At 54.8% G+C, this 18310-nt stretch carries 19 protein-coding genes and 4 tRNA genes; 10 read left to right on the top strand and 13 right to left on the bottom strand.

Translation table 11 applies throughout. The annotated features are described in order from the left end of the window. Positions 1 to 10: 10 nt before the first annotated feature. A complete protein-coding gene (locus K3729_09435; protein UWQ97713.1) occupies positions 11 to 616 on the bottom strand; it encodes a recombinase in 606 nt (201 codons plus the stop codon). Positions 617 to 846: 230 nt separating this feature from the next. Between K3729_09435 and K3729_09430 the strand changes: the two genes are divergently transcribed. The 3 genes from K3729_09430 to K3729_09420 all read left to right on the top strand — a co-directional run bounded on the left by K3729_09430 (position 847) and on the right by K3729_09420 (position 4123). Next, on the top strand, positions 847 to 2223 hold the full coding sequence (locus K3729_09430; protein ID UWQ97712.1) for a M20/M25/M40 family metallo-hydrolase: 1377 nt from the start codon (positions 847 to 849) through the stop codon (positions 2221 to 2223). A 3-nt stretch (positions 2224 to 2226) separates the two neighbouring features. Further along, complete coding sequence (locus K3729_09425) at positions 2227 to 3525, top strand: S41 family peptidase (GenBank protein UWQ97711.1); 1299 nt, start codon at positions 2227 to 2229, stop codon at positions 3523 to 3525. A gap of 127 nt (positions 3526 to 3652) precedes the next feature. Then, complete coding sequence (locus tag K3729_09420; GenBank protein UWQ97710.1) at positions 3653 to 4123, top strand: hypothetical protein; 471 nt, start codon at positions 3653 to 3655, stop codon at positions 4121 to 4123. 59 nt (positions 4124 to 4182) lie between these two features. Here K3729_09420 and K3729_09415 read toward each other — a convergent pair. The 3 genes from K3729_09415 to K3729_09405 all read right to left on the bottom strand — a co-directional run bounded on the left by K3729_09415 (position 4183) and on the right by K3729_09405 (position 5012). After that, positions 4183 to 4259, bottom strand: a tRNA-Asp gene (locus K3729_09415). Positions 4260 to 4350: 91 nt separating this feature from the next. Beyond that, positions 4351 to 4812 carry a YHS domain protein gene (locus K3729_09410; GenBank protein ID UWQ97709.1) on the bottom strand — a complete coding sequence of 154 codons (462 nt, stop codon included), beginning with the start codon at positions 4810 to 4812 and terminating at the stop codon, positions 4351 to 4353. Positions 4813 to 4935: 123 nt separating this feature from the next. After that, positions 4936 to 5012 (bottom strand) — tRNA-Asp (locus tag K3729_09405). A gap of 241 nt (positions 5013 to 5253) precedes the next feature. Between K3729_09405 and K3729_09400 the strand changes: the two genes are divergently transcribed. After that, positions 5254 to 5745 carry a hypothetical protein gene (locus K3729_09400; GenBank protein UWQ97708.1) on the top strand — a complete coding sequence of 164 codons (492 nt, stop codon included), beginning with the start codon at positions 5254 to 5256 and terminating at the stop codon, positions 5743 to 5745. A gap of 8 nt (positions 5746 to 5753) precedes the next feature. On the opposite strand, the gene K3729_09395 is transcribed toward K3729_09400, so the two are convergent. The 6 genes from K3729_09395 to lon all read right to left on the bottom strand — a co-directional run bounded on the left by K3729_09395 (position 5754) and on the right by lon (position 10552). Beyond that, positions 5754 to 6710, bottom strand: a complete 957-nt coding sequence (locus tag K3729_09395) for a hypothetical protein (GenBank protein UWQ97707.1) — start codon at positions 6708 to 6710, stop codon at positions 5754 to 5756. Positions 6711 to 6745: 35 nt separating this feature from the next. Continuing rightward, positions 6746 to 6821, bottom strand: a tRNA-Val gene (locus tag K3729_09390). 30 nt (positions 6822 to 6851) lie between these two features. After that, positions 6852 to 7412: a histidine phosphatase family protein gene (locus tag K3729_09385; protein ID UWQ97706.1), complete on the bottom strand. Its 561-nt coding sequence runs from the start codon at positions 7410 to 7412 to the stop codon at positions 6852 to 6854. A 59-nt stretch (positions 7413 to 7471) separates the two neighbouring features. Further along, positions 7472 to 7547, bottom strand: a tRNA-Val gene (locus tag K3729_09380). 49 nt (positions 7548 to 7596) lie between these two features. Beyond that, the gene (locus K3729_09375) at positions 7597 to 8022 is read right to left on the bottom strand and encodes an HU family DNA-binding protein (protein ID UWQ97705.1); all 426 of its coding nucleotides are present in this window, start codon (positions 8020 to 8022) and stop codon (positions 7597 to 7599) included. Positions 8023 to 8140: 118 nt separating this feature from the next. Further along, on the bottom strand, positions 8141 to 10552 hold the full coding sequence (gene lon, locus K3729_09370) for an endopeptidase La (GenBank protein UWQ97704.1): 2412 nt from the start codon (positions 10550 to 10552) through the stop codon (positions 8141 to 8143). 385 nt (positions 10553 to 10937) lie between these two features. Here lon and K3729_09365 point away from each other — a divergent pair, with 385 nt between their 5' ends. Then, positions 10938 to 11846: a hypothetical protein gene (locus tag K3729_09365; GenBank protein ID UWQ97703.1), complete on the top strand. Its 909-nt coding sequence runs from the start codon at positions 10938 to 10940 to the stop codon at positions 11844 to 11846. Between the two features lie 50 nt (positions 11847 to 11896). Here the strand turns inward: K3729_09365 and tgt are convergent, their stop codons facing one another. Both tgt and K3729_09355 read right to left on the bottom strand, forming a co-directional pair. Then, positions 11897 to 13027 (bottom strand): tRNA guanosine(34) transglycosylase Tgt, encoded by a 1131-nt coding sequence (tgt, locus tag K3729_09360; GenBank protein ID UWQ97702.1) that lies wholly within the window; start codon positions 13025 to 13027, stop codon positions 11897 to 11899. A 454-nt stretch (positions 13028 to 13481) separates the two neighbouring features. Further along, on the bottom strand, positions 13482 to 13676 hold the full coding sequence (locus tag K3729_09355; protein UWQ97701.1) for a hypothetical protein: 195 nt from the start codon (positions 13674 to 13676) through the stop codon (positions 13482 to 13484). A 342-nt stretch (positions 13677 to 14018) separates the two neighbouring features. On the opposite strand from K3729_09355, the gene K3729_09350 reads away from it, so the two are divergent. From K3729_09350 to K3729_09335, 4 genes are all read left to right on the top strand, one after another. Then, the gene (locus K3729_09350; GenBank protein UWQ97700.1) at positions 14019 to 14381 is read left to right on the top strand and encodes an SUF system Fe-S cluster assembly protein; all 363 of its coding nucleotides are present in this window, start codon (positions 14019 to 14021) and stop codon (positions 14379 to 14381) included. 89 nt (positions 14382 to 14470) lie between these two features. Continuing rightward, the gene (locus tag K3729_09345) at positions 14471 to 15682 is read left to right on the top strand and encodes a glycerophosphodiester phosphodiesterase (protein UWQ97699.1); all 1212 of its coding nucleotides are present in this window, start codon (positions 14471 to 14473) and stop codon (positions 15680 to 15682) included. Positions 15683 to 15769: 87 nt separating this feature from the next. Continuing rightward, positions 15770 to 16132, top strand: coding sequence for an iron-sulfur cluster assembly accessory protein (locus K3729_09340; GenBank protein UWQ97698.1), 363 nt, complete (start codon positions 15770 to 15772; stop codon positions 16130 to 16132). Next, complete coding sequence (locus tag K3729_09335) at positions 16129 to 16422, top strand: TfoX/Sxy family protein (GenBank protein UWQ97697.1); 294 nt, start codon at positions 16129 to 16131, stop codon at positions 16420 to 16422. Before K3729_09340 ends, K3729_09335 begins: the two co-directional genes overlap by 4 nt. Here the strand turns inward: K3729_09335 and K3729_09330 are convergent. Beyond that, positions 16406 to 17341 (bottom strand): isopenicillin N synthase family oxygenase, encoded by a 936-nt coding sequence (locus K3729_09330; protein UWQ97696.1) that lies wholly within the window; start codon positions 17339 to 17341, stop codon positions 16406 to 16408. The genes K3729_09335 and K3729_09330 overlap by 17 nt on opposite strands. 95 nt (positions 17342 to 17436) lie before the next feature. Here K3729_09330 and tpiA point away from each other — a divergent pair, with 95 nt between their 5' ends. Beyond that, on the top strand, positions 17437 to 18180 hold the full coding sequence (gene tpiA, locus K3729_09325; protein ID UWQ97695.1) for a triose-phosphate isomerase: 744 nt from the start codon (positions 17437 to 17439) through the stop codon (positions 18178 to 18180). Positions 18181 to 18310 lie beyond the last annotated feature (130 nt).

The raw sequence follows: 18310 nt of genomic DNA, 5'->3' as shown, positions 1-18310 counted from the left end.
CCGCCGTGGATTATTCAGCGCCAAGCCGGACGTCTTCCAGCGGATAGCCCAATGAATCCTGATCCGCGTAGGCCGCGTGGCAATCGTGGCAGAAGGATTGCTTGACGCCCATTGTTTTGCCGTTTGGCTGAACGCCTGAATAGATCCAGTTGCCGAATTCTTCAGCTTCTGAGCCAGGCTCGACTTTTGTCATGATCAAAAGCGGCCCCAGACGTGGTGTGCCGTCGTTGCGCAGCTTGTAGGATTCCTTGGCAATGACAGTCCCGACCGGCATTACGAAGTCTTCGCCGTAGCCGTAGGTCACGTAGGTATCAAAGCCCACTTCGTTCACGAATGTGTTCAGGAAACGTTCGCCGTGGACGCCCGGCAGTGCAGGTCCAGTCGCCGCGTTGCCCCATGTGCGGTAAACACCGCCAACTTCATGATCTTCGGCGCCATAGCCTGCTTCCAGGTCATCGGACACGCAGGCATACAGTGCTGCGACGTCTGCTTCGTCAAAATCGAAAACGTCCTTATCAAAGGTACACGCGTCCGCATGGCTGTCAGCCGCAGCACTGTGTGCGCCGCCAAAAAGTGCAACAACAGCCGCCGTCGCAATAATCATTCCCGATTTCATCAAATTCTCTCCCTTTAGGTATTCATCGCCCACCTCTGAGCGTCGTTCTGTCGCACACTAGCCATGCCGCCCGTTTGTGCATAGCCAACACGTTGTCACAAAACTGCGAGGATGGCGTGATACATTTAGCATCGGTTTATAAGCGATAGGTTAACTCGATCTGTTTGCATGACCTGAGATTTTGACGTCCTATGCAGGCAAACTCAGCCAGACACAGAAAGCGTTCACTCATGACCCTTGATCCCGTCCTTGCCCAGATTGATGCCGACCTTGATGCGGCCACTGCCCGTCTGTTGGACTTGCTGCGCATCCAGTCGATCTCGACCGATCCGGCGTACAAAGACCAATGTGATGCCGCTGCCGACTGGCTAGTCGATGATCTGGCCAGCATCGGTTTTGACGCATCCAAACGTGCGACACCCGGCCATCCGATGGTGATGGGTCACACCGGCGACGATGGGACACACGTCCTGTTTTACGGCCACTACGACGTGCAACCCGTTGATCCGATTGACCTATGGGACAACGACCCATTTGATCCACAAGTCGAAGATACCGCCAAGGGTAAGGTCATTCGTGGTCGCGGTTCATCCGACGACAAAGGCCAGCTGATGACTTTTGTCGAAGCGTGTCGCGCTTGGAAAAAGGTCCATGGCACGCTGCCCGGCAAAATCTCGATCTTCTTTGAGGGAGAAGAAGAATCAGGGTCCCCGTCGCTGGTGCCTTTCATGAAAGACAACGCGGAAGAACTGACCGCCGATGTCGCACTGATCTGCGACACGGGCCTTTACGGCGACAGTACGCCCGCCATCATCACGCAGCTGCGCGGACTGCTGGGCGAAGAGATCACGATCACGGGCCCCAGCCTTGATCTGCATTCCGGCATGTACGGTGGATTGGCTATGAACCCTGCCCGCGTTTTGGCAAAGGTCATCGCAGCACTGCACGACGAAAACGGCGCAGTCACGGTACCTGACTTCTACGACGGCGTGCCTGAGCTGTCGAACGAATTGGCGGCAAGCTGGGATGATCTGAAATTCGACGAAAAGGAATTTCTGGGCGAAGTCGGACTGTCAGAACCCGCTGGCGAAAAAGGCCGTCGTCCTTTGGAAATGATTTGGTCGCGCCCCACTTGCGAAGTGAACGGGATGATTTCAGGCTACACCGGTGATGGTTTTAAAACTGTGCTGCCATCCAAAGCGAGCGCGAAGATCAGCTTCCGTCTTGTAGGCACCCAAGACCCGCACAAGATCCGCGAGAATTTTCGCAAAATGGTCCGCGATATGATTCCCGTCGATTGCGAGGTGGAATTCCACGGACACGGCGCGTCAGCAGCAGGCCAAATGTCCACCGAAAACCCTGCGTTTGCAAAAGCTGCAAATGCTTTGTCTGACGAATGGCCAAATGCAGCAGCCTACGTTGGGTGCGGCGGGTCGATCCCGATCGCCGGACATTTCAAGACTGTGTTGGATATGGATGCGATGCTGATTGGCTTCGGCAAAGACGACGACGCCATCCATAGTCCTAATGAAAAGTATGACCTGTCCAGCTTTCACAAAGGTATCCGTAGCTGGGCGCGTATTCTGCATTCACTTTCAAAGGACTAAAGAATGAAACGCATCTTAGGATGGATCGCGGGGATCGCCATTTTGGCGGTCGCCGTACTTGGTATCAGTTGGGTCAAACATGCCCCATCCCAAGACCTGCGCGGTGTATGGAAAACAGACGGCTACGGGTTGATGTTGGATGTTGGTGCGCTGACCATCGACGTCTACGAGGTCAGCGATATCCACTGCACGAAAGACCAGACAATCCCTGCACACATGTGGATCGTCGATTTCCTTGAAGGGGTCACTTTGTATCGCGAAGACGCACAGCTGGTGCTGGCCGCTGAAGGTACGCTTAACCCGATTACTGCCGATCCCGTTGCGGCCCTGCCCGACAGCTGCGATGCTCCCCTGCCCAACACGCCAACTGCGGTTTTTGACGTGATGTGGGAGGCGATGAACACGCATTATTCCCATTTCGACACCCACGGAGTCGATTGGGGCGCCCGCCGTGCCTTGCGGCCGGAACCGGGCAGCCAGATGGACGACGCCGCGCTCATGGCGGTCTTGCAAGAGGCCCTGACAGGTTTGGACGACGGCCATACGTTCATCGCGACCGGCGACAGCATCTGGTCGCCATCCGTCCGCCCAGACTGGCACGACGTCCGGCATGTGGTGCGGGATACCACGCTGGCCGCCGTGAGCGATCTGTCCGCACCAAGCGATACGGGTTTGCGTGTTGGCTGGGCCACGCCAGAAATCGGCTATGTTTACATCGAGCACATGGACCCCGAAACGGGACTTGGCCAATCCGCGGCGACGGTTGCTGCGGCATCATTCCAGCAGGTGCTCGACTACCTCGCGGACGCCAAAGGCATCATTCTTGACGTTCGGTATAACCCAGGTGGGTCGGATGACATTTCACTGGCCTACGCGGGGTTCTTCACCGACGAACCACTGCCGGTTTTGACCAAAACAACGCGAACCGAAACAGGATTTACTGCGCTGCACACGGCCATCTTGGAACCGCAGCAACCGACGTTCGATCAACCCGTCGTAGTGCTAACAACACCCTACACAGGCTCTGCCGCAGAGATTTTCACGATGGCGATGCGCGAACTGCCGAATGTCACGGTGATGGGTGAACCGACCTCTGGCGGGTTGTCAGATATCATGAGCATCGAACTGCCCAACGGTTGGGAACTGGGCTTTTCCCACCAAATCTATCTCGCGATGGATGGTGCCGGTTTTGAACGGGTTGGCGTGCCACCGGATGTCGACGTACCCGTAGACGTGTCTGCGGCCCAAGCCGGTGACGACACGATCCTGTCTGCGGCAATCGCGCGGCTAGATGGTCAATAAAGGCCATGGCAGCCTAATGTACTGACAATTCAAGATTAACATCCGAATCTTGAAGATTTATTAACGTTGCTCCCGATACTTCCCTGCATGCGCCACACTTGTGCACAGGTACGAAGGGAGCAACGTCATGCTACAAGCCAACATGGCTGCTGGATACGCGGCCCAATCGACACAACCCACCTCCATCACCAGCCAGCAGGCCGAAAAGCTGACAACGTTTTTGGCCGACTACGATTCATCCAAATTGACCGAATCTGATGCCAAAAAGATCGTCACGCAGATCAAAGAAATTGGGATCAGGCCGGGGTCCGGACTGGAATCACTGCTGAGCGACAACGGGATTGATGCAAAAGACCTTGCCAACCAAGCTGGCATCAAGGGCGGCGACCGTCCACCGCCTCCCCCACCGCCTGAGGGCGGCCAAGGTGGATCACAATCCAAAGGGTCTGTTGACACAGGGATCGTCGCGTTGATCGCTGATGCGGTTGAAGCGTTTGCAGAGACGGATGATGCCGAAACGGTGTGGTCTTTGCTACAACCTGCCTTGGAAGAAGCGGGTTATGACACATCACAGCAGATGATCGACGTGTATCTATGATCTGACTAACACTTCATTCAATTGCACTGAACGAAGTCGATCAAACATATGGTGGAAAGTGGCGCGGTTGACGGGGCTCGAACCCGCGACCCCCGGCGTGACAGGCCGGTACTCTAACCAGCTGAGCTACAACCGCGCGTGAGGGGTGGGATAGAAGGAAGTGTCACACCCGTCAACGCCAAATCGCGCGGTTTTTGCACTTTTTTGTTCGAAGGCTGAACGATGACCTAAGCCGAAAGGACTTCGGGCCAATTTGCATCCCCCGCAGCGATGTATCCAGCCGGATCACGTTCCCATTTACGACGGATTCGGCGCGAATAATTCAGGTACAGCTTCCCGTCTACAATTGACCAAGCAGCGGGCGTCGTGGACGCTGTGTAGCCCTGCGATACGGCGTAGGCGCAGTAGCCGCCGTATTGTGGGGCATAGGCGTATGGATCAGCCTCAAACGCGGCACGGTTTGCGGCGGATGAAAACTGCCACGTGGCCCCCTGCCACATCACTTGATGATCAGGAGATCCAGCAACGGGTTCACCGTCGGTAAAATACGCAACGGGGTCTGTGCCATCGATTGCGATGCCATCTTCAGCATATATGGCTGGCGTCCGCGCGATGGCTTGAGTTGCGACCATGCTCACCATCGGCAGTGAGACGGACAGGGTCATGAATTGGCGGCGGGACAGTGACATCTGCGATTCCTTAATTGATCTGTTGGAATCGAACATAAGGACGCAAATCGCGCACGTCTGCTACGTGACAGCGTTCTCATGCTGATGTGAAATCTTGTCATATTTCTGGAAAAAGAGAGAGGATGGCGCGGTTGACGGGGCTCGAACCCGCGACCCCCGGCGTGACAGGCCGGTACTCTAACCAGCTGAGCTACAACCGCGCATCTCTCAACATCTTGCGACGTTGTGGGGCTTCTATGCCGGGTGTTTGGGGGCGTCAAGAACGCACAGGCAAGAAGTGCAAAGAAAATGCATTTTCTTTTGGATGCCCGATGTTAACGGGTCCGCGCCGTACGACCCCCATAGGCTATCAAAGCAAACTAGGCCTGATTAATTGTAGCCATCCCGCAAAACTTGTGCAGAGTCATTCGGATTGGAAAACATCAACATATTAGGACGATTATGCGCAATTTACTGATCACATCTGCCCTGTGCCTTTTGCCGATGGCTGCGACAGCTGACGACCAACTCGACCGTTTTGCGTCAGTTATGGTCGACATGAATGTTTTGATGGGTGAAATGATGGCCCTTGAGATCGAACAAGGCGGAGGCGATGGCACACCTGTGCGCGACGCGCTTGCCTTGCTGGAATGGACCCCCGCGCTAAAAACTTCCGCTGCGTGCGTGCAAGACAAATTCGCGGATGTCGCGGGGCCAGATACGTTTTCAACCATGCTGGACGACATCGAGACTGTCATCGCCGATTCTCAAGGGATGACCATGACCGAATTTGCAGACTCGGTAGACCCTATGGCCCTGATCCCACAGGGCATGACGGAAGACGAATCCTTGGCAATCAACGAAGAATGCGGCCTACCCGACGCACAGCTCGCCGCGATGAGCGAGACGGGGTTCACAGCAGCCGTCATGGCCGCGATGTCCGAATCCCAATAAGAAAAAGATTAACGCAGCGCTGGACCGATCACTTCGACCCGGTTGGTCCAGATATACCCGTCAAACTGCGCAGGCACCCGCGCGAGAGTTTCCAAGTTATCGACCCCACTGGAGAAACCTGACCCGTCGTAGGGTCCCCACAAGATCACCTCTGTCCCAACAGCATGCATGCGGCGAGTGAACTTATGCGGCCAGCCCCAGAGATACGGCGCGTAATCCATCGGCACAGCGACCGCCATATTGGCGCAAACCGCAGGCGCCCTGCCCGTCCAACCGGTCAACGCGTATTTGAACAGGCAGGCCTTAAGGCTTTGTCGGCTGAACCCTGTCCAAACGGACCTGTTCATCGCACTACTAGTCGGCGGACCGCCACCGTATACGCCCCAAATCGGTGCTTGAGTCTGGTAAAACCGATCAACCAACACGTCACCGTCTTCGCGTCGGTTGCTTTTGAAATTAACGAGAAACCGACCGTCGGGGACCGTTTCAAAAACCTCTGTCAGTGTCGGCATCCGCCCCACTGCAGTCCCGCGCAAGGGATAGGTTTCACCGTCGCTTGTATATCCATAGCCTAGATCGAGACCGCGCAGGTACGCCATGTCCTGCTTATGCGTCACACCAGTGCCGTTGGTTTGACAGTCCAGTGTCCAGTCATGAAAAACCGCAAATTGGCCGTCGGTGGTCAAGTGCACGTCAACCTCTACCACGTCTGCACCCGCGTCAAACGATGCATCAATCGACGCAATCGTATTGGCAATGAAGGGATGCGTCATTGGCATGACAGGATTGGCGGTACAGGTATCGGCGTTACGATCATTGCCTGCGTAGATCTGATGAATGCCTCTGTGGGCAATCAGCTTTAGCTGCTGATCCGCAGGCAAGCTGACAAATGCATTCGTGTTGGCCAACCAAAGGGCCGCGCCCAGACAAACAAGGACAGCAGAAAGCCATTTTACACGTCTCATACGCGACGATTGCATAGGGTTAGCGGGATGTGAAGTGGTGGGTGATGAGAGGCTCGAACTCCCGACATCTTCCGTGTAAAGGAAGCGCTCTACCAACTGAGCTAATCACCCGTGTGGCGTCGTTTAGGCTATCGGTTCGGGTTACTCAAGCAGTTTTTGCACGCCGTCTTTCAAATGATAGACACAGCCCTGCCCGCCATGAATCGTCGGCACGGAAACGGCACCTTCGCCCGCCACGATAGACCGCATCATCCGGCTGGTGATTCCGTGCGTAATCAGGACGCTTGGGCCCTGCAGATCAGCAAGAAATGCGCGGCAACGGGTTTCAAGCCGTTCGAATCCTTCACCATTTGGTGCGATTTCATACTGCGCCATGAACGGATCTTTTCCTTCAGGCATCGGCAACTCGTCCCGCAGCAAACCCGACCAATCACCGACACCAATCTCGCGCAGGCGATCATCCGTGCGTACATCAGTCGCGATTCTGCCAAGGGCAATCCCTGCGGTTTGGAATGCACGGCCTTGCGGACTGCATAGAAATGCAAATCCGGTCAGATCAAGGGTCTGCAAAATTTCACCCTGTCGTGCGGCGTCCATTTCGCCCTTTTGCGTCAATGGGGAATTCAATTCACCCTGCATACGGTTTTCGGCGTTCCATTCGGTTTCACCATGTCGCAGGATATAAAGCTCTGGATGGGACATGGTGCGCCTCGCAGTTGATACAGAAAAGGCGCACCAACTTGGTACGCCTTTGGAAAATCTGGTGGGTGATGAGAGGCTCGAACTCCCGACATCTTCCGTGTAAAGGAAGCGCTCTACCAACTGAGCTAATCACCCGATAGCGGTGGATTTAAAGCCGGATTCGCGCGGGCGCAACCCACAAAGTTCACTCTGAGGTATTTGGCGTGCGCAATTTCAGTGTGATCGCCTTAGCGCCCTTGCCAACGTCCTTCGTCTTTACGATTTTCAACTTGCCCAAAGGCGGCAGTTGCATGTCTTCGGCGTTGATCAGCTTGTCGGCCATGACTTCAAACAGGGCTTCGACAACCAGTTTCGCATCGGACCGTTTGATGCCGCTTTTTTCGACGACAGCATCCAAAATCGGTCCCTTTTTAACTGGACCATCATCACTGACGACAGCTTTGGGCGCGCTGGCTGGCGCGGATTTCGGTGTCGATACAGGCACCGCCTGCGGCACAGACACGACGACGGGCTTGGGCCCTGTGCTGACCGGAGCAAGCTTTGCTTTTGCGGTGGGTTTGCCGGGTTTCAATTTGACGGTGTTCGTGTCGGGGGTGTCATTATCAGCCATCGGGCCCTCTTTTTCTCTTTACCCTACCCTACCCCGTCGGATCAGTGCCGCAACGGGGAAAAGCAAAAGGGCGCAACCAATGCTGCGCCCTTTTTCAAATTTGTGGCTTTGACAGCGCTTAATGGGCGATCGCACCCGCACCCGCACCACCAGCGGCGAGAGCTTTGGCCGCAGCGGCGGCTTCTTCAGCCTCTGCATCCCATTCAATCGCTTCTGGTTTACGGACCAACGCGTGTTCCAACACTTCAGATACGTGTTTGACGACGATGATCTCGAGGCCCTCTTTCACGTTGTCCGGAATGTCCGGTAAATCTTTTGCGTTATCTTCGGGGATCAGAACCGTTTTGATCCCGCCGCGCAGCGCTGCCAGCAGTTTTTCTTTCAAACCACCAATCGGCATCGCGTTGCCACGCAACGATACCTCGCCTGTCATCGCAATATCGCGGCGCACCGGAATATCAGTCAGAACGGACACGATAGACGTGACCATGGCCAAGCCCGCAGATGGACCATCCTTTGGTGTCGCCCCGTCGGGGACGTGCACGTGGATGTCGATCTTGTCGAACTTTGGCGGCTTCACACCGATTTCAGGGCTGATGGACCGCACGTAGGATGACGCGGCATCGATGGATTCTTTCATCACATCACCGAGCTTACCCGTTGTTTTCATGCGACCTTTGCCCGGCAGGTTCAGCGCCTCAATCGACAGCAGTTCACCGCCGACAGACGTCCAAGCCAGACCGGTCACGACACCAACCTGATCTTCGGTTTCGGCCAGACCATAACGGTGCTTCGGCACGCCAAGATAATCGTCCAGATTTTCGGCGTTGACCTCTACGGCCTCGACTTCCTTCTTGACGATCTTGGTCACCGCTTTCCGTGCGATCTTCGCGAGTTCACGTTCAAGGTTCCGCACACCTGCTTCGCGGGTGTAACGCCGGATCATTTCGGTCAAGGCCGCGTCATCGATTGCGAATTCCTTGTCCTTCAACCCGTGGTTTTTCAAAACCTTCGGCAGCAAATGCTGACGAGAAATCTCGCGCTTTTCGTCTTCGGTGTAGCCCGACAGCGAAATAATCTCCATCCGGTCCAGCAAAGGACCCGGCATGTTGTACGAGTTCGCAGTTGTCAGGAACATTACGTTCGACAGATCATATTCCACCTCAAGGTAGTGATCGACGAATGTGCTGTTCTGTTCCGGATCGAGCACCTCGAGCATCGCGGACGCGGGGTCACCACGGAAATCCTGACCCATCTTGTCGATTTCATCGAGCAAGATCAGCGGGTTCGTAGTTTTCGCCTTCTTTAGCGCCTGAATGATCTTACCCGGCATCGACCCAATGTAGGTCCGACGGTGGCCACGGATTTCAGATTCATCACGCACACCACCAAGGGAAATGCGGATAAATTCGCGACCTGTCGCCTTCGCTACAGATTTACCGAGCGACGTCTTACCAACACCCGGAGGGCCGACAAGGCACATGATCGGGCCTTTCAGCTTCTTCGAACGCTGCTGTACGGCCAGATATTCGACGATCCGCTCCTTAACCTTTTCAAGGCCAAAGTGGTCAGCGTCGAGCACCTTCTGCGCACCACCCAGATCCTTTTTCGTGCGGGACTTCACGCCCCACGGCACACCCAAAATCCAATCCATGTAGTTGCGCACAACTGTGGCTTCCGCGGACATCGGCGACATGTTCTTGAGTTTTTTCAGCTCTGCGTCGACCTTTTCACGGGCTTCTTTGGACAGCTTGGTTTCAGCGATCTTGGTCTCAAGTTCTTCGACCTCGTTCTGGCCTTCTTCACCGTCGCCAAGTTCCTTCTGAATGGCCTTCATCTGCTCATTCAAATAGTATTCGCGCTGCGTCCGTTCCATCTGGGACTTGACGCGTGTCTTGATCTTTTTCTCGACCGACAACACGGACATTTCACCCTGCATCAGGCCGTAAACTTTTTCCAGCCGTTCAGACACGGACAGCGTTTCCAAAAGCTCCTGCTTTTGAGCAACTTCGATGCCAAGATGGCCTGCCACGAGGTCTGCTAATTTCGCAGGTTCGGTTGTTTCACCAACAGCAGCCATGGCTTCTTCGGGAATGTTCTTCTTAACCTTCGCATAGCGTTCGAATTCAGTCGCGACAGAACGGATCAACGCCTCTGTCTCGTCTTCGTTGCCCGGCATTTCGGTCAGATATTCGGCTGACGCTTCGAAGAAATCGGGGTTATCCAAGAACCCAGTAATCCGCACACGGCCGCGTCCTTCGACAAGCACCTTCACGGTGCCATCGGGCAGCTTCAACAATTGCAATACATTGGCCAGAACACCGGCCTTATAGATGCCGTCCTGCGCTGGATCGTCCTCACCGGGATCGATCTGGCTAGATAGCAGAATTTGCTTGTCGTCCTGCATCACTTCTTCAAGCGCGCGGACTGACTTTTCACGGCCCACGAACAGCGGCACGATCATGTGTGGGAACACAACAATGTCGCGCAACGGCAATACGGGGTATGATGAACTCAACGGTTCTTGCATTTCTTTTTCCTTACTTTGCGGCAAACAGATCGGCCCCGCATCGCGGCTGCACGCCCTGTTTCCTGTCTGGTTCCTACATCTGGGGTCTTAGGGCCCCGTATTCAACCAGTGCTGCTTTCTCATTCCGTTGTATTTTGACCCTTTGCGCAGGAAGGAGCAAGCCATCGCGCAAACAAATCCTAGCGCGTCCAAATAAGCGAGGCACACCCCGCAATCATGGGGTTAGGGCGTGCATTTCTTTGCGTACTACGCGGGTATTATGGATTGTTTCTTAAAATTGTCACTTTTGCGCCCAGAACCAAACGTTTCAGCGTCTTACGCCGAAAAAGTTGTTCCCATTTTGTAGGTTAGTCGGTCCAACCCTTTTCATAGGCTTCCTAAATTTATGCTTCATAACCTTATGCGTCAGCGCCGCCGTATTGCCTTTGCCGTGCTGTTTACCCAGCTTGCCTCGCTTTGGTTATGGCCCGGTGTTGTGATGATCGGCGTTATGGCACTTTGTGTGATGGTGGTTGCGGTCATCGTCATCGTCGCTGCCAAAGATCTCCGTCAAAGCGTCGAATGTGGCGCTGTCGGGTTTTATGCCGCAGCGATGATGCCTCCGGTTTTGATGGTCCCGATGTTCATCGCGGCAACCGTTTTGACCTATGCGATCTTTTACACGTCGTTTCTGGACCGCCTGCCTGTACGGATAGGCCTGCGCAGTCAAAAACGTTTTCACGCCCCTTTCGACCGCCGCACGACATGGGCAAAAGTGGTTCCCGGACAAGGCCATGCAGCTGCGCATTGGACGGGTACAATGATGTCAGCGCGCGCTGATTCAGACGACGACAACACGCTGTATCTGACCTTCGAAGGGGACCGGAACCAGATCGAATATGCCACACTGACATATCTCACGCTGAACCCGCACTTTAATGCGTCGTACCTGCTGGAACGCGACAGCCATATCGAGGGTGAAGAGATCATCATGTCCTACACATTCGCAAAAGCAGGTCCCGAAAGAACAACAATCCTTTCAGATATGCAGGTCAGCGGTTTGCCGATCCGCGTCGCACTGCTGCGGTATTTCGACGACGTGCTGGGCGACGAGTTGGACAGTTTCGCGCGCATGAGCGATTGTCACCGCGCTTGGCGTTTTCGCGATCCCAAGAAAGCGAATCTTACGGATGAACTCGCATCGACCGAGAATGTGCAGAGTATTCGTACGTTGGGTAAGCCAGTTGAGGCAGTTGAAACCAGTGTGGAACCCAAGACTGAAAAGGCCAAGGCACAGCGGACTAACGCCGCTTAACATAACAGCGGGCACGTTACGAGACCCCCCCGCCCAATCTGTAATCAGCCTTACAGTGGTTCGATGTCGCCCTGCGCACGGCCTGCGTGGAAATCAGCCTCCCATGCCGCAAAGGTTCCCGCCGCAATCGCGTCGCGCATGCCCTGCATGATCTCTTGGAAGTAATGCAGGTTATGCCACGTCAGCAGCATGCCCGAGATCATTTCTTGCGACCGGAACACATGATGCAGATAGGCACGCGAATATTTCGTACAGGCGGGGCATGTGCAGGCTTCATCCAGCGGACGCGGATCATCTGCGTGCCGCGCGTTCTTGATATTGACCACGCCATTGCGCGTAAACACTTGGCCCGTGCGCCCTGACCGTGACGGCAGCACACAATCCATCATATCGATCCCGCGTTTCACGGCCCCAACGATATCGTCGGGCTTGCCGACGCCCATCAAATAGCGGGGCTTATCGACAGGCAGCTGTTCCGGCGCGAAATCAAGACAGTCGAACATGGCCTCTTGGCCTTCGCCCACAGCTAGACCGCCCACAGCATAGCCGTCAAACCCGATGTCAGTCAGCGCTTGCGCGCTTTCTTCGCGCAAGTCTTCTTCAAGACCACCCTGCTGGATACCAAACAACGCATGTCCTGGCCGATCCCCAAAGGCATCGCGGGATCGCTGCGCCCACCGCATTGACATTTGCATGGACTCGTTGAGCCTTGTCCGGTCGGCAGGTAGCGCGGGGCATTCGTCAAAACACATGACGATATCAGAACCGAGAAGCTTCTGAATTTCCATTGACCGCTCAGGCGACAAGAAATGTTTGGACCCGTCGATATGGGACTGAAACTGAACGCCCTTCTCGGACATCTTGCGTAGATCGGCGAGGCTCATCACCTGAAAACCGCCACTATCCGTCAGGATCGGCTTGTCCCAATTCATGAACTTGTGAAGGCCACCAAGGCGGTCGATCCGTTCTGCAGTTGGACGCAGCATCAAATGGTACGTATTGCCCAACAGGATGTCCGCGCCGGTCGCGGCCACACTTTCGGGCATCATCGCCTTCACAGTGGCGGCAGTGCCCACTGGCATAAAGGCTGGTGTGCGGATGTCACCACGCGGCGTTGAAATCACACCCGTACGGGCGCGACCATCAGTGTGGTTCAGCGAAAATGAAAAACGATCAGTCATGCGCCCCACATGATCCAAATTTACAAAAATGCCAAGACGTCTCGGCGACGCGAAGTAGGTGTCCGCAGATCGGCGGATAATTGGTCAGCAAATACAAACGTATATGCTGGCTCTCTAAAGATACCCCGAACATCGGGCATCGTGCCGCACTTTGAACACAAATGGGATTCAAGTTTGAGGGACTAGCAAAACAAGAAGCGCGGGACCTTCACTGGTCACCAGTGTTCAAACGAAAAGGCGAGAGTATGACACGTAGATTAACACAAGTGCGGCTAACCACGATTTGCCCACCATTCGAATTGCTTGCCTGCGCAGCAGGACTGGTCATCATTCTGATGCAATGATGACGAACGTAACGAATGAACTAACGTAACGGCGGTAAGACGCCCTGACACAACGGGACCCGCATTGGCACTTTCGGTGCGGGTCCATCTTACGGATAGCCATCTGTCAATCAGGACGTGAAGGGCCATCCCATTTGCAGAACCGTCTTCGACAACGAAAAGGTCAGCCAGTTTGATTTACGTGGCGCAGCTTTCGGCAGTCGTTGTGCCAACCGTTCGTCCGCTTCGGCAGACAGACGTGCAATCATGTCCTGTTGGATAAGTGGAAACTGAGAATTCATCGTAGCGTGTGATGCGTTGTACATGCGTTGTCTCCTTTAGGTTTACTGTGTGTCCTAAAGGTGCACGAAATGTGTTGGTCCTGAAAAAGGGAAGCCATGCACTGCTTTCCCCCTACGCTACGTCAACTTGGTAAAAACCCCTTAAAACATGCATTTTTCGGTCCCAGACTCAAAAGAGCATCTTGACAGGATTCAGCACGGATCGCCGATTCGAGCATGCTTTTTGATGTAAAACGCAAGTTTTTAACAGGCATTGTCATACCTCGCGTGCGACTAAATCATTGCAAAAGAATGCCGCGACCGCCCCCTTTACGCCCCCTGCCCCTAACCCTATATGATTGGTCAGGATTAGGCAGGACCAAGCTCATGACAGATGCAAGCACACCGATGGAAGGCGCGCCACTGATCGCGCCATCAAGCACGGATCACCCGTTGTATGATGACATCGTCATGGCCTGTAAGTCGGTGTTTGATCCCGAAATTCCAGTGAACATTTACGATCTGGGTCTGATTTACACGATCGATATCGCAGAAGATAACGCGGTTAACGTGATCATGACACTGACTGCACCGGGTTGCCCTGTAGCGGGTGAAATGCCGGGATGGGTCGCGGATGCAATCGAACCATTGCCCGGCGTGAAACACGTTGATGTGGAAATGACGTTCGAGCCGCAGTGGGGCATGGACATGATGTCTGACGAAGCGCGGCTTGAGCTTGGGTTTATGTAACCGGCCTGTCACGAAACGTTAACGAAACCATCCGATAACCGTCACATAACGCTTCTACCCCGTGCCCATCTTTGCATAGGGAAGAAGACATGAAACTGACGACACCCACACTGCTTGCTGCAGCACTTCTTGGGTCATCGGCAATCGCTGATACAAACGCTGGCCTGACATACGGCCCCCGTCCCGCTTATTTGATCAGCCAGATGGCTGACGGCGCACTCAAAGACAAACTGCTGTCCTGTGCAGATCAAACGCCCACCCGCACCGATTTCTCAATCGGCCACCGTGGTGCACCGTTGATGTTCCCTGAACACACGGTCGAATCGAACGTGGCAGCCGCGCAAATGGGCGCCGGCATCTTGGAATGTGACGTAACTTTCACAGCCGACCACCAGCTGGTTTGCCGTCATGCCCAAAACGATTTGCACACAACAACAAATATCGTGGCGACCGAGCTTGGCCAAAAATGCACCACGCCTTTTAGCCCAGCCCAAGGCGACGCATCTGCGACTGCGGAATGTCGGACATCCGATCTGACCCTTGCAGAATTCCAAACGCTACGCCCGAAAATGGATGCCGCAGATAGCGCTGCGACCTCTGCCAAAGACTATATCGGCGGTACTGCAGACTGGCGCACCGATCTTTACGCCAACAACGCTACTCTCATGACACACGCCGAAAGCATCGCCCTGTTCCGCGATCTTGGTGCTAAGTTCACACCGGAACTGAAATCCCCGTCTGTAGAGATGCCACACAACGGCTTTTCACAACAGGATTACGCGCAAGCACTTATCAACGAATACAAGGATGCAGGCATTCCTGCTTCTGATGTTTGGGCCCAGTCTTTCAACCTTGAAGACGTGTTGTACTGGATTGAAAACGAACCGGAATTCGGCGCGCAAGCGGTATACTTGATGGATGAATACGATATCGAAGGATATTCACCACAAGACCCGTCCACATGGCCAAACTCGATGGCCGAATTGAAAGCCATGGGCGTCAATTACATCGCTCCACCGCTGTGGATGCTCTTGACGGTTGAGAACGGTGCAATGGTCCCGTCCGCGCTAGCAACTGCTGCGAAAGATGCGGAACTGGAAATTGTGACGTGGACGTTGGAACGTTCTGGTCCGTTGGGCAGCGGTGGTGGCTGGTACCATCAAACGGTTACGGATCAAATCAGCCAAGATGGCGATTATTTCGCGGTCTTGGATGTTCTGGCGCAAGACGTTGGAATCGCTGGTATGTTCTCTGATTGGCCAGCCACGACGACCTATTATGCGAACTGCATGGGTCTTTAACGCATCATTGTGATCATTTGGTCGGGGGCCGCACCTTGTGTTGGCCCCTCACCCCGCCTATTTTGGGGATAACGCAGGAGACACCCCATGTTTGGCATTCCCGGCAAGCAAGCCGTATCCATCACTGACAAAGCCGCAGCACAGATCTCGAAACTGATGACCAAGGACGGGTCACAGGGTTTGCGTATTGGCGTCAAAAAAGGCGGCTGTGCAGGCATGGAATACACGATGGAATATGTGTCAGAAGTCGACCCGTTGGACGAAGTTGTCGAACAAGACGGCGCACGTGTGATGATTGCACCAATGGCGCAGATGTTCCTGTTCGGCACTGAAATCGACTACGAGGTGTCGCTGCTTGAAGCAGGATTCAAGTTCCGCAACCCCAACGTCGTGGACGCCTGCGGCTGTGGCGAAAGCATCAAATTCAGCGACACTATCGACGCCGCATGAGCCTGAGCGACGGCGATATCGCATTCGCCGTTGATCTGTTTGCTGATCTTGGTGCGCTGACCACCCGCAAAATGTTCGGCGGCATGTGTTTGTATCACGACGGTACGGTCTTTGCCTTGCAATCCAGCGATGGACGGCTTTACCTGAAAACCAAAGACCCTATCGGCCTGTTCGACAGCCAAACCGACCAATTTCACAACATGCCCTACTACGCAGTGCCGGAAGATCTATTGGATGATCCTGACGCAGCATGCGCCGCCGCACGCACGGCGCTTATGGCTTTGGCTTAACCGCGCCCTTCAGGTGAACGTAGGTCTCGTTAAACCGCTTCTGTAAATGATCCACCGCCTTGATGGGCTCGCTGCCTTGTGGCGCCACATCTGCATCATGGTTCGGATTAAGGAACAAAGGCACAGAAATCCGTTCCGCTTCGGTCCCGATGACACGGTGCGGGGTCGCGACGATCCGGCGCTCTGTCCACATCTCAAGCATCTCGCCAAAGTTGATCACAAACTCCCCCGGAGGGGCAGACACAGGTATCCAGCCGCCGCCACGCTTGCGCACTTCCAACCCCGGCGATCCATCAGTGGCCAACAAGGTCAAACAACCGTAATCGGTATGCGTGGCGATCCCGAAATCCTTGTCTGTCGCCCACTCGGGGCGTTCGGGGTAGAAATTCCCGCGCAAAAGTGCCATCGGATGCGTGAACTTATCGCGAAAATAAGCCCCATCCTCGCCAACCGCATCGGCAATCGCACAAAGCAGATCCAGCGCAAAGGTCACCGTTTCACGGTAATAGGCCCGCAATGTGTCGGCAAAGCTATCCGGTTTGTCAGGCCAGACATTCGGCGCATAGGCGGGCAGTTTCAACGCACCCAACGGTTCGCGCTCGGCCACGGGCAAACCACAGTCAAACACCTGTTTATAATCAGGATTTGCATCAGGATCGACCTGCTCAGACCCCGGCGCGCCCCATCCACGGTTTGATCCTGTCTTGGCCATATCATAGGCCGCCTTGTCCGCGGCGGGCAGGTGGAAAAACGCGCGGTACGTCTCAATCACATCCCGTACGGTGTCTGCACTGATTGGCGTATTATAGATGGTCAAAAAACCAATGTCGGCAGCCCCGGACACGGCCTGCTTGCGCGCTTCCGCATGATCCGGGTGGGTCGGATCGATCAGCGCTGCGGCATCAATACGTGGGATCATCTTGGGGTCTCCTGTCGTTGGTGCCCGTCATGATAGACTTTGCATCAGGCTGCAAGGTTGATACCACAGCCGCAACACACACCAAGGAGAGATCAATGCGCCGTAAACTTGCTGCTGGAAACTGGAAAATGAACGGGACGCCAGCAGAACTGGCGGAATTGACGGCGCTGACGCAGAGCCATGCTGTACCAACAGTGGACGTTCTGATCTGCCCGCCCAGCACATTGATCGCACAAGCAGCAAATACTGTCGCAGGCCACAAGGTCGCCATCGGTGGCCAAGATTGCCATGCTAACGCCAAAGGCGCGCACACAGGCGATATCAGCGCTGATATGCTGGCAGCAGCTGGCGCCACATATGTTATTACAGGCCATTCCGAACGGCGGACCGATCACAGCGAAACAGATGCACAAATTGCGGCGAAATCACAGGCTGCCTACGACGCAAAGCTGACCGCCGTTATCTGTATCGGTGAAACGTTAGGTGAACGCGAAGACGGCACGACCCTCGCGGTCCTTGATACCCAACTCGCGGGGTCCATCCCTGACACAGCGACGGCCGCAAACACCGTGATCGCATACGAACCCGTTTGGGCCATCGGCACCGGCAAAGTACCGACGCTGGACCAAATCGCAGAAGTGCACGCCCATATCCGGACGCGGCTGACAGCGCGTTTCAACGACGGTGACCAATTCAGTGTACTTTACGGCGGGTCGGTCAAAGGCAGCAACGCAGCCGATATCTTCGCAGTTCCCGATGTCGACGGGGCACTTGTCGGCGGGGCAAGCCTCAAAGCCGCGGATTTCTCTCCCATCATTACGGCGCTCGAAAACGCCTGATACGACACGAAACATCCAATTCTTTTGGTCAAAAATATCCCCGCCGGAGGCGGCACTGCATCAAAACCAAAAGGCGACGCTCCAGATGAAGCGTCGCCTTTATTCTTGTTCAGATCAGAAATGCGCGGAA

It is taken from the genome of Rhodobacteraceae bacterium S2214 (genome assembly GCA_025141675.1).
In the GTDB taxonomy this organism is placed as follows: domain Bacteria; phylum Pseudomonadota; class Alphaproteobacteria; order Rhodobacterales; family Rhodobacteraceae; genus Yoonia.
The sequence above is the reverse complement of the archived record's forward strand: the minus strand, read 5'-3'. Positions and strand labels throughout refer to the sequence as shown.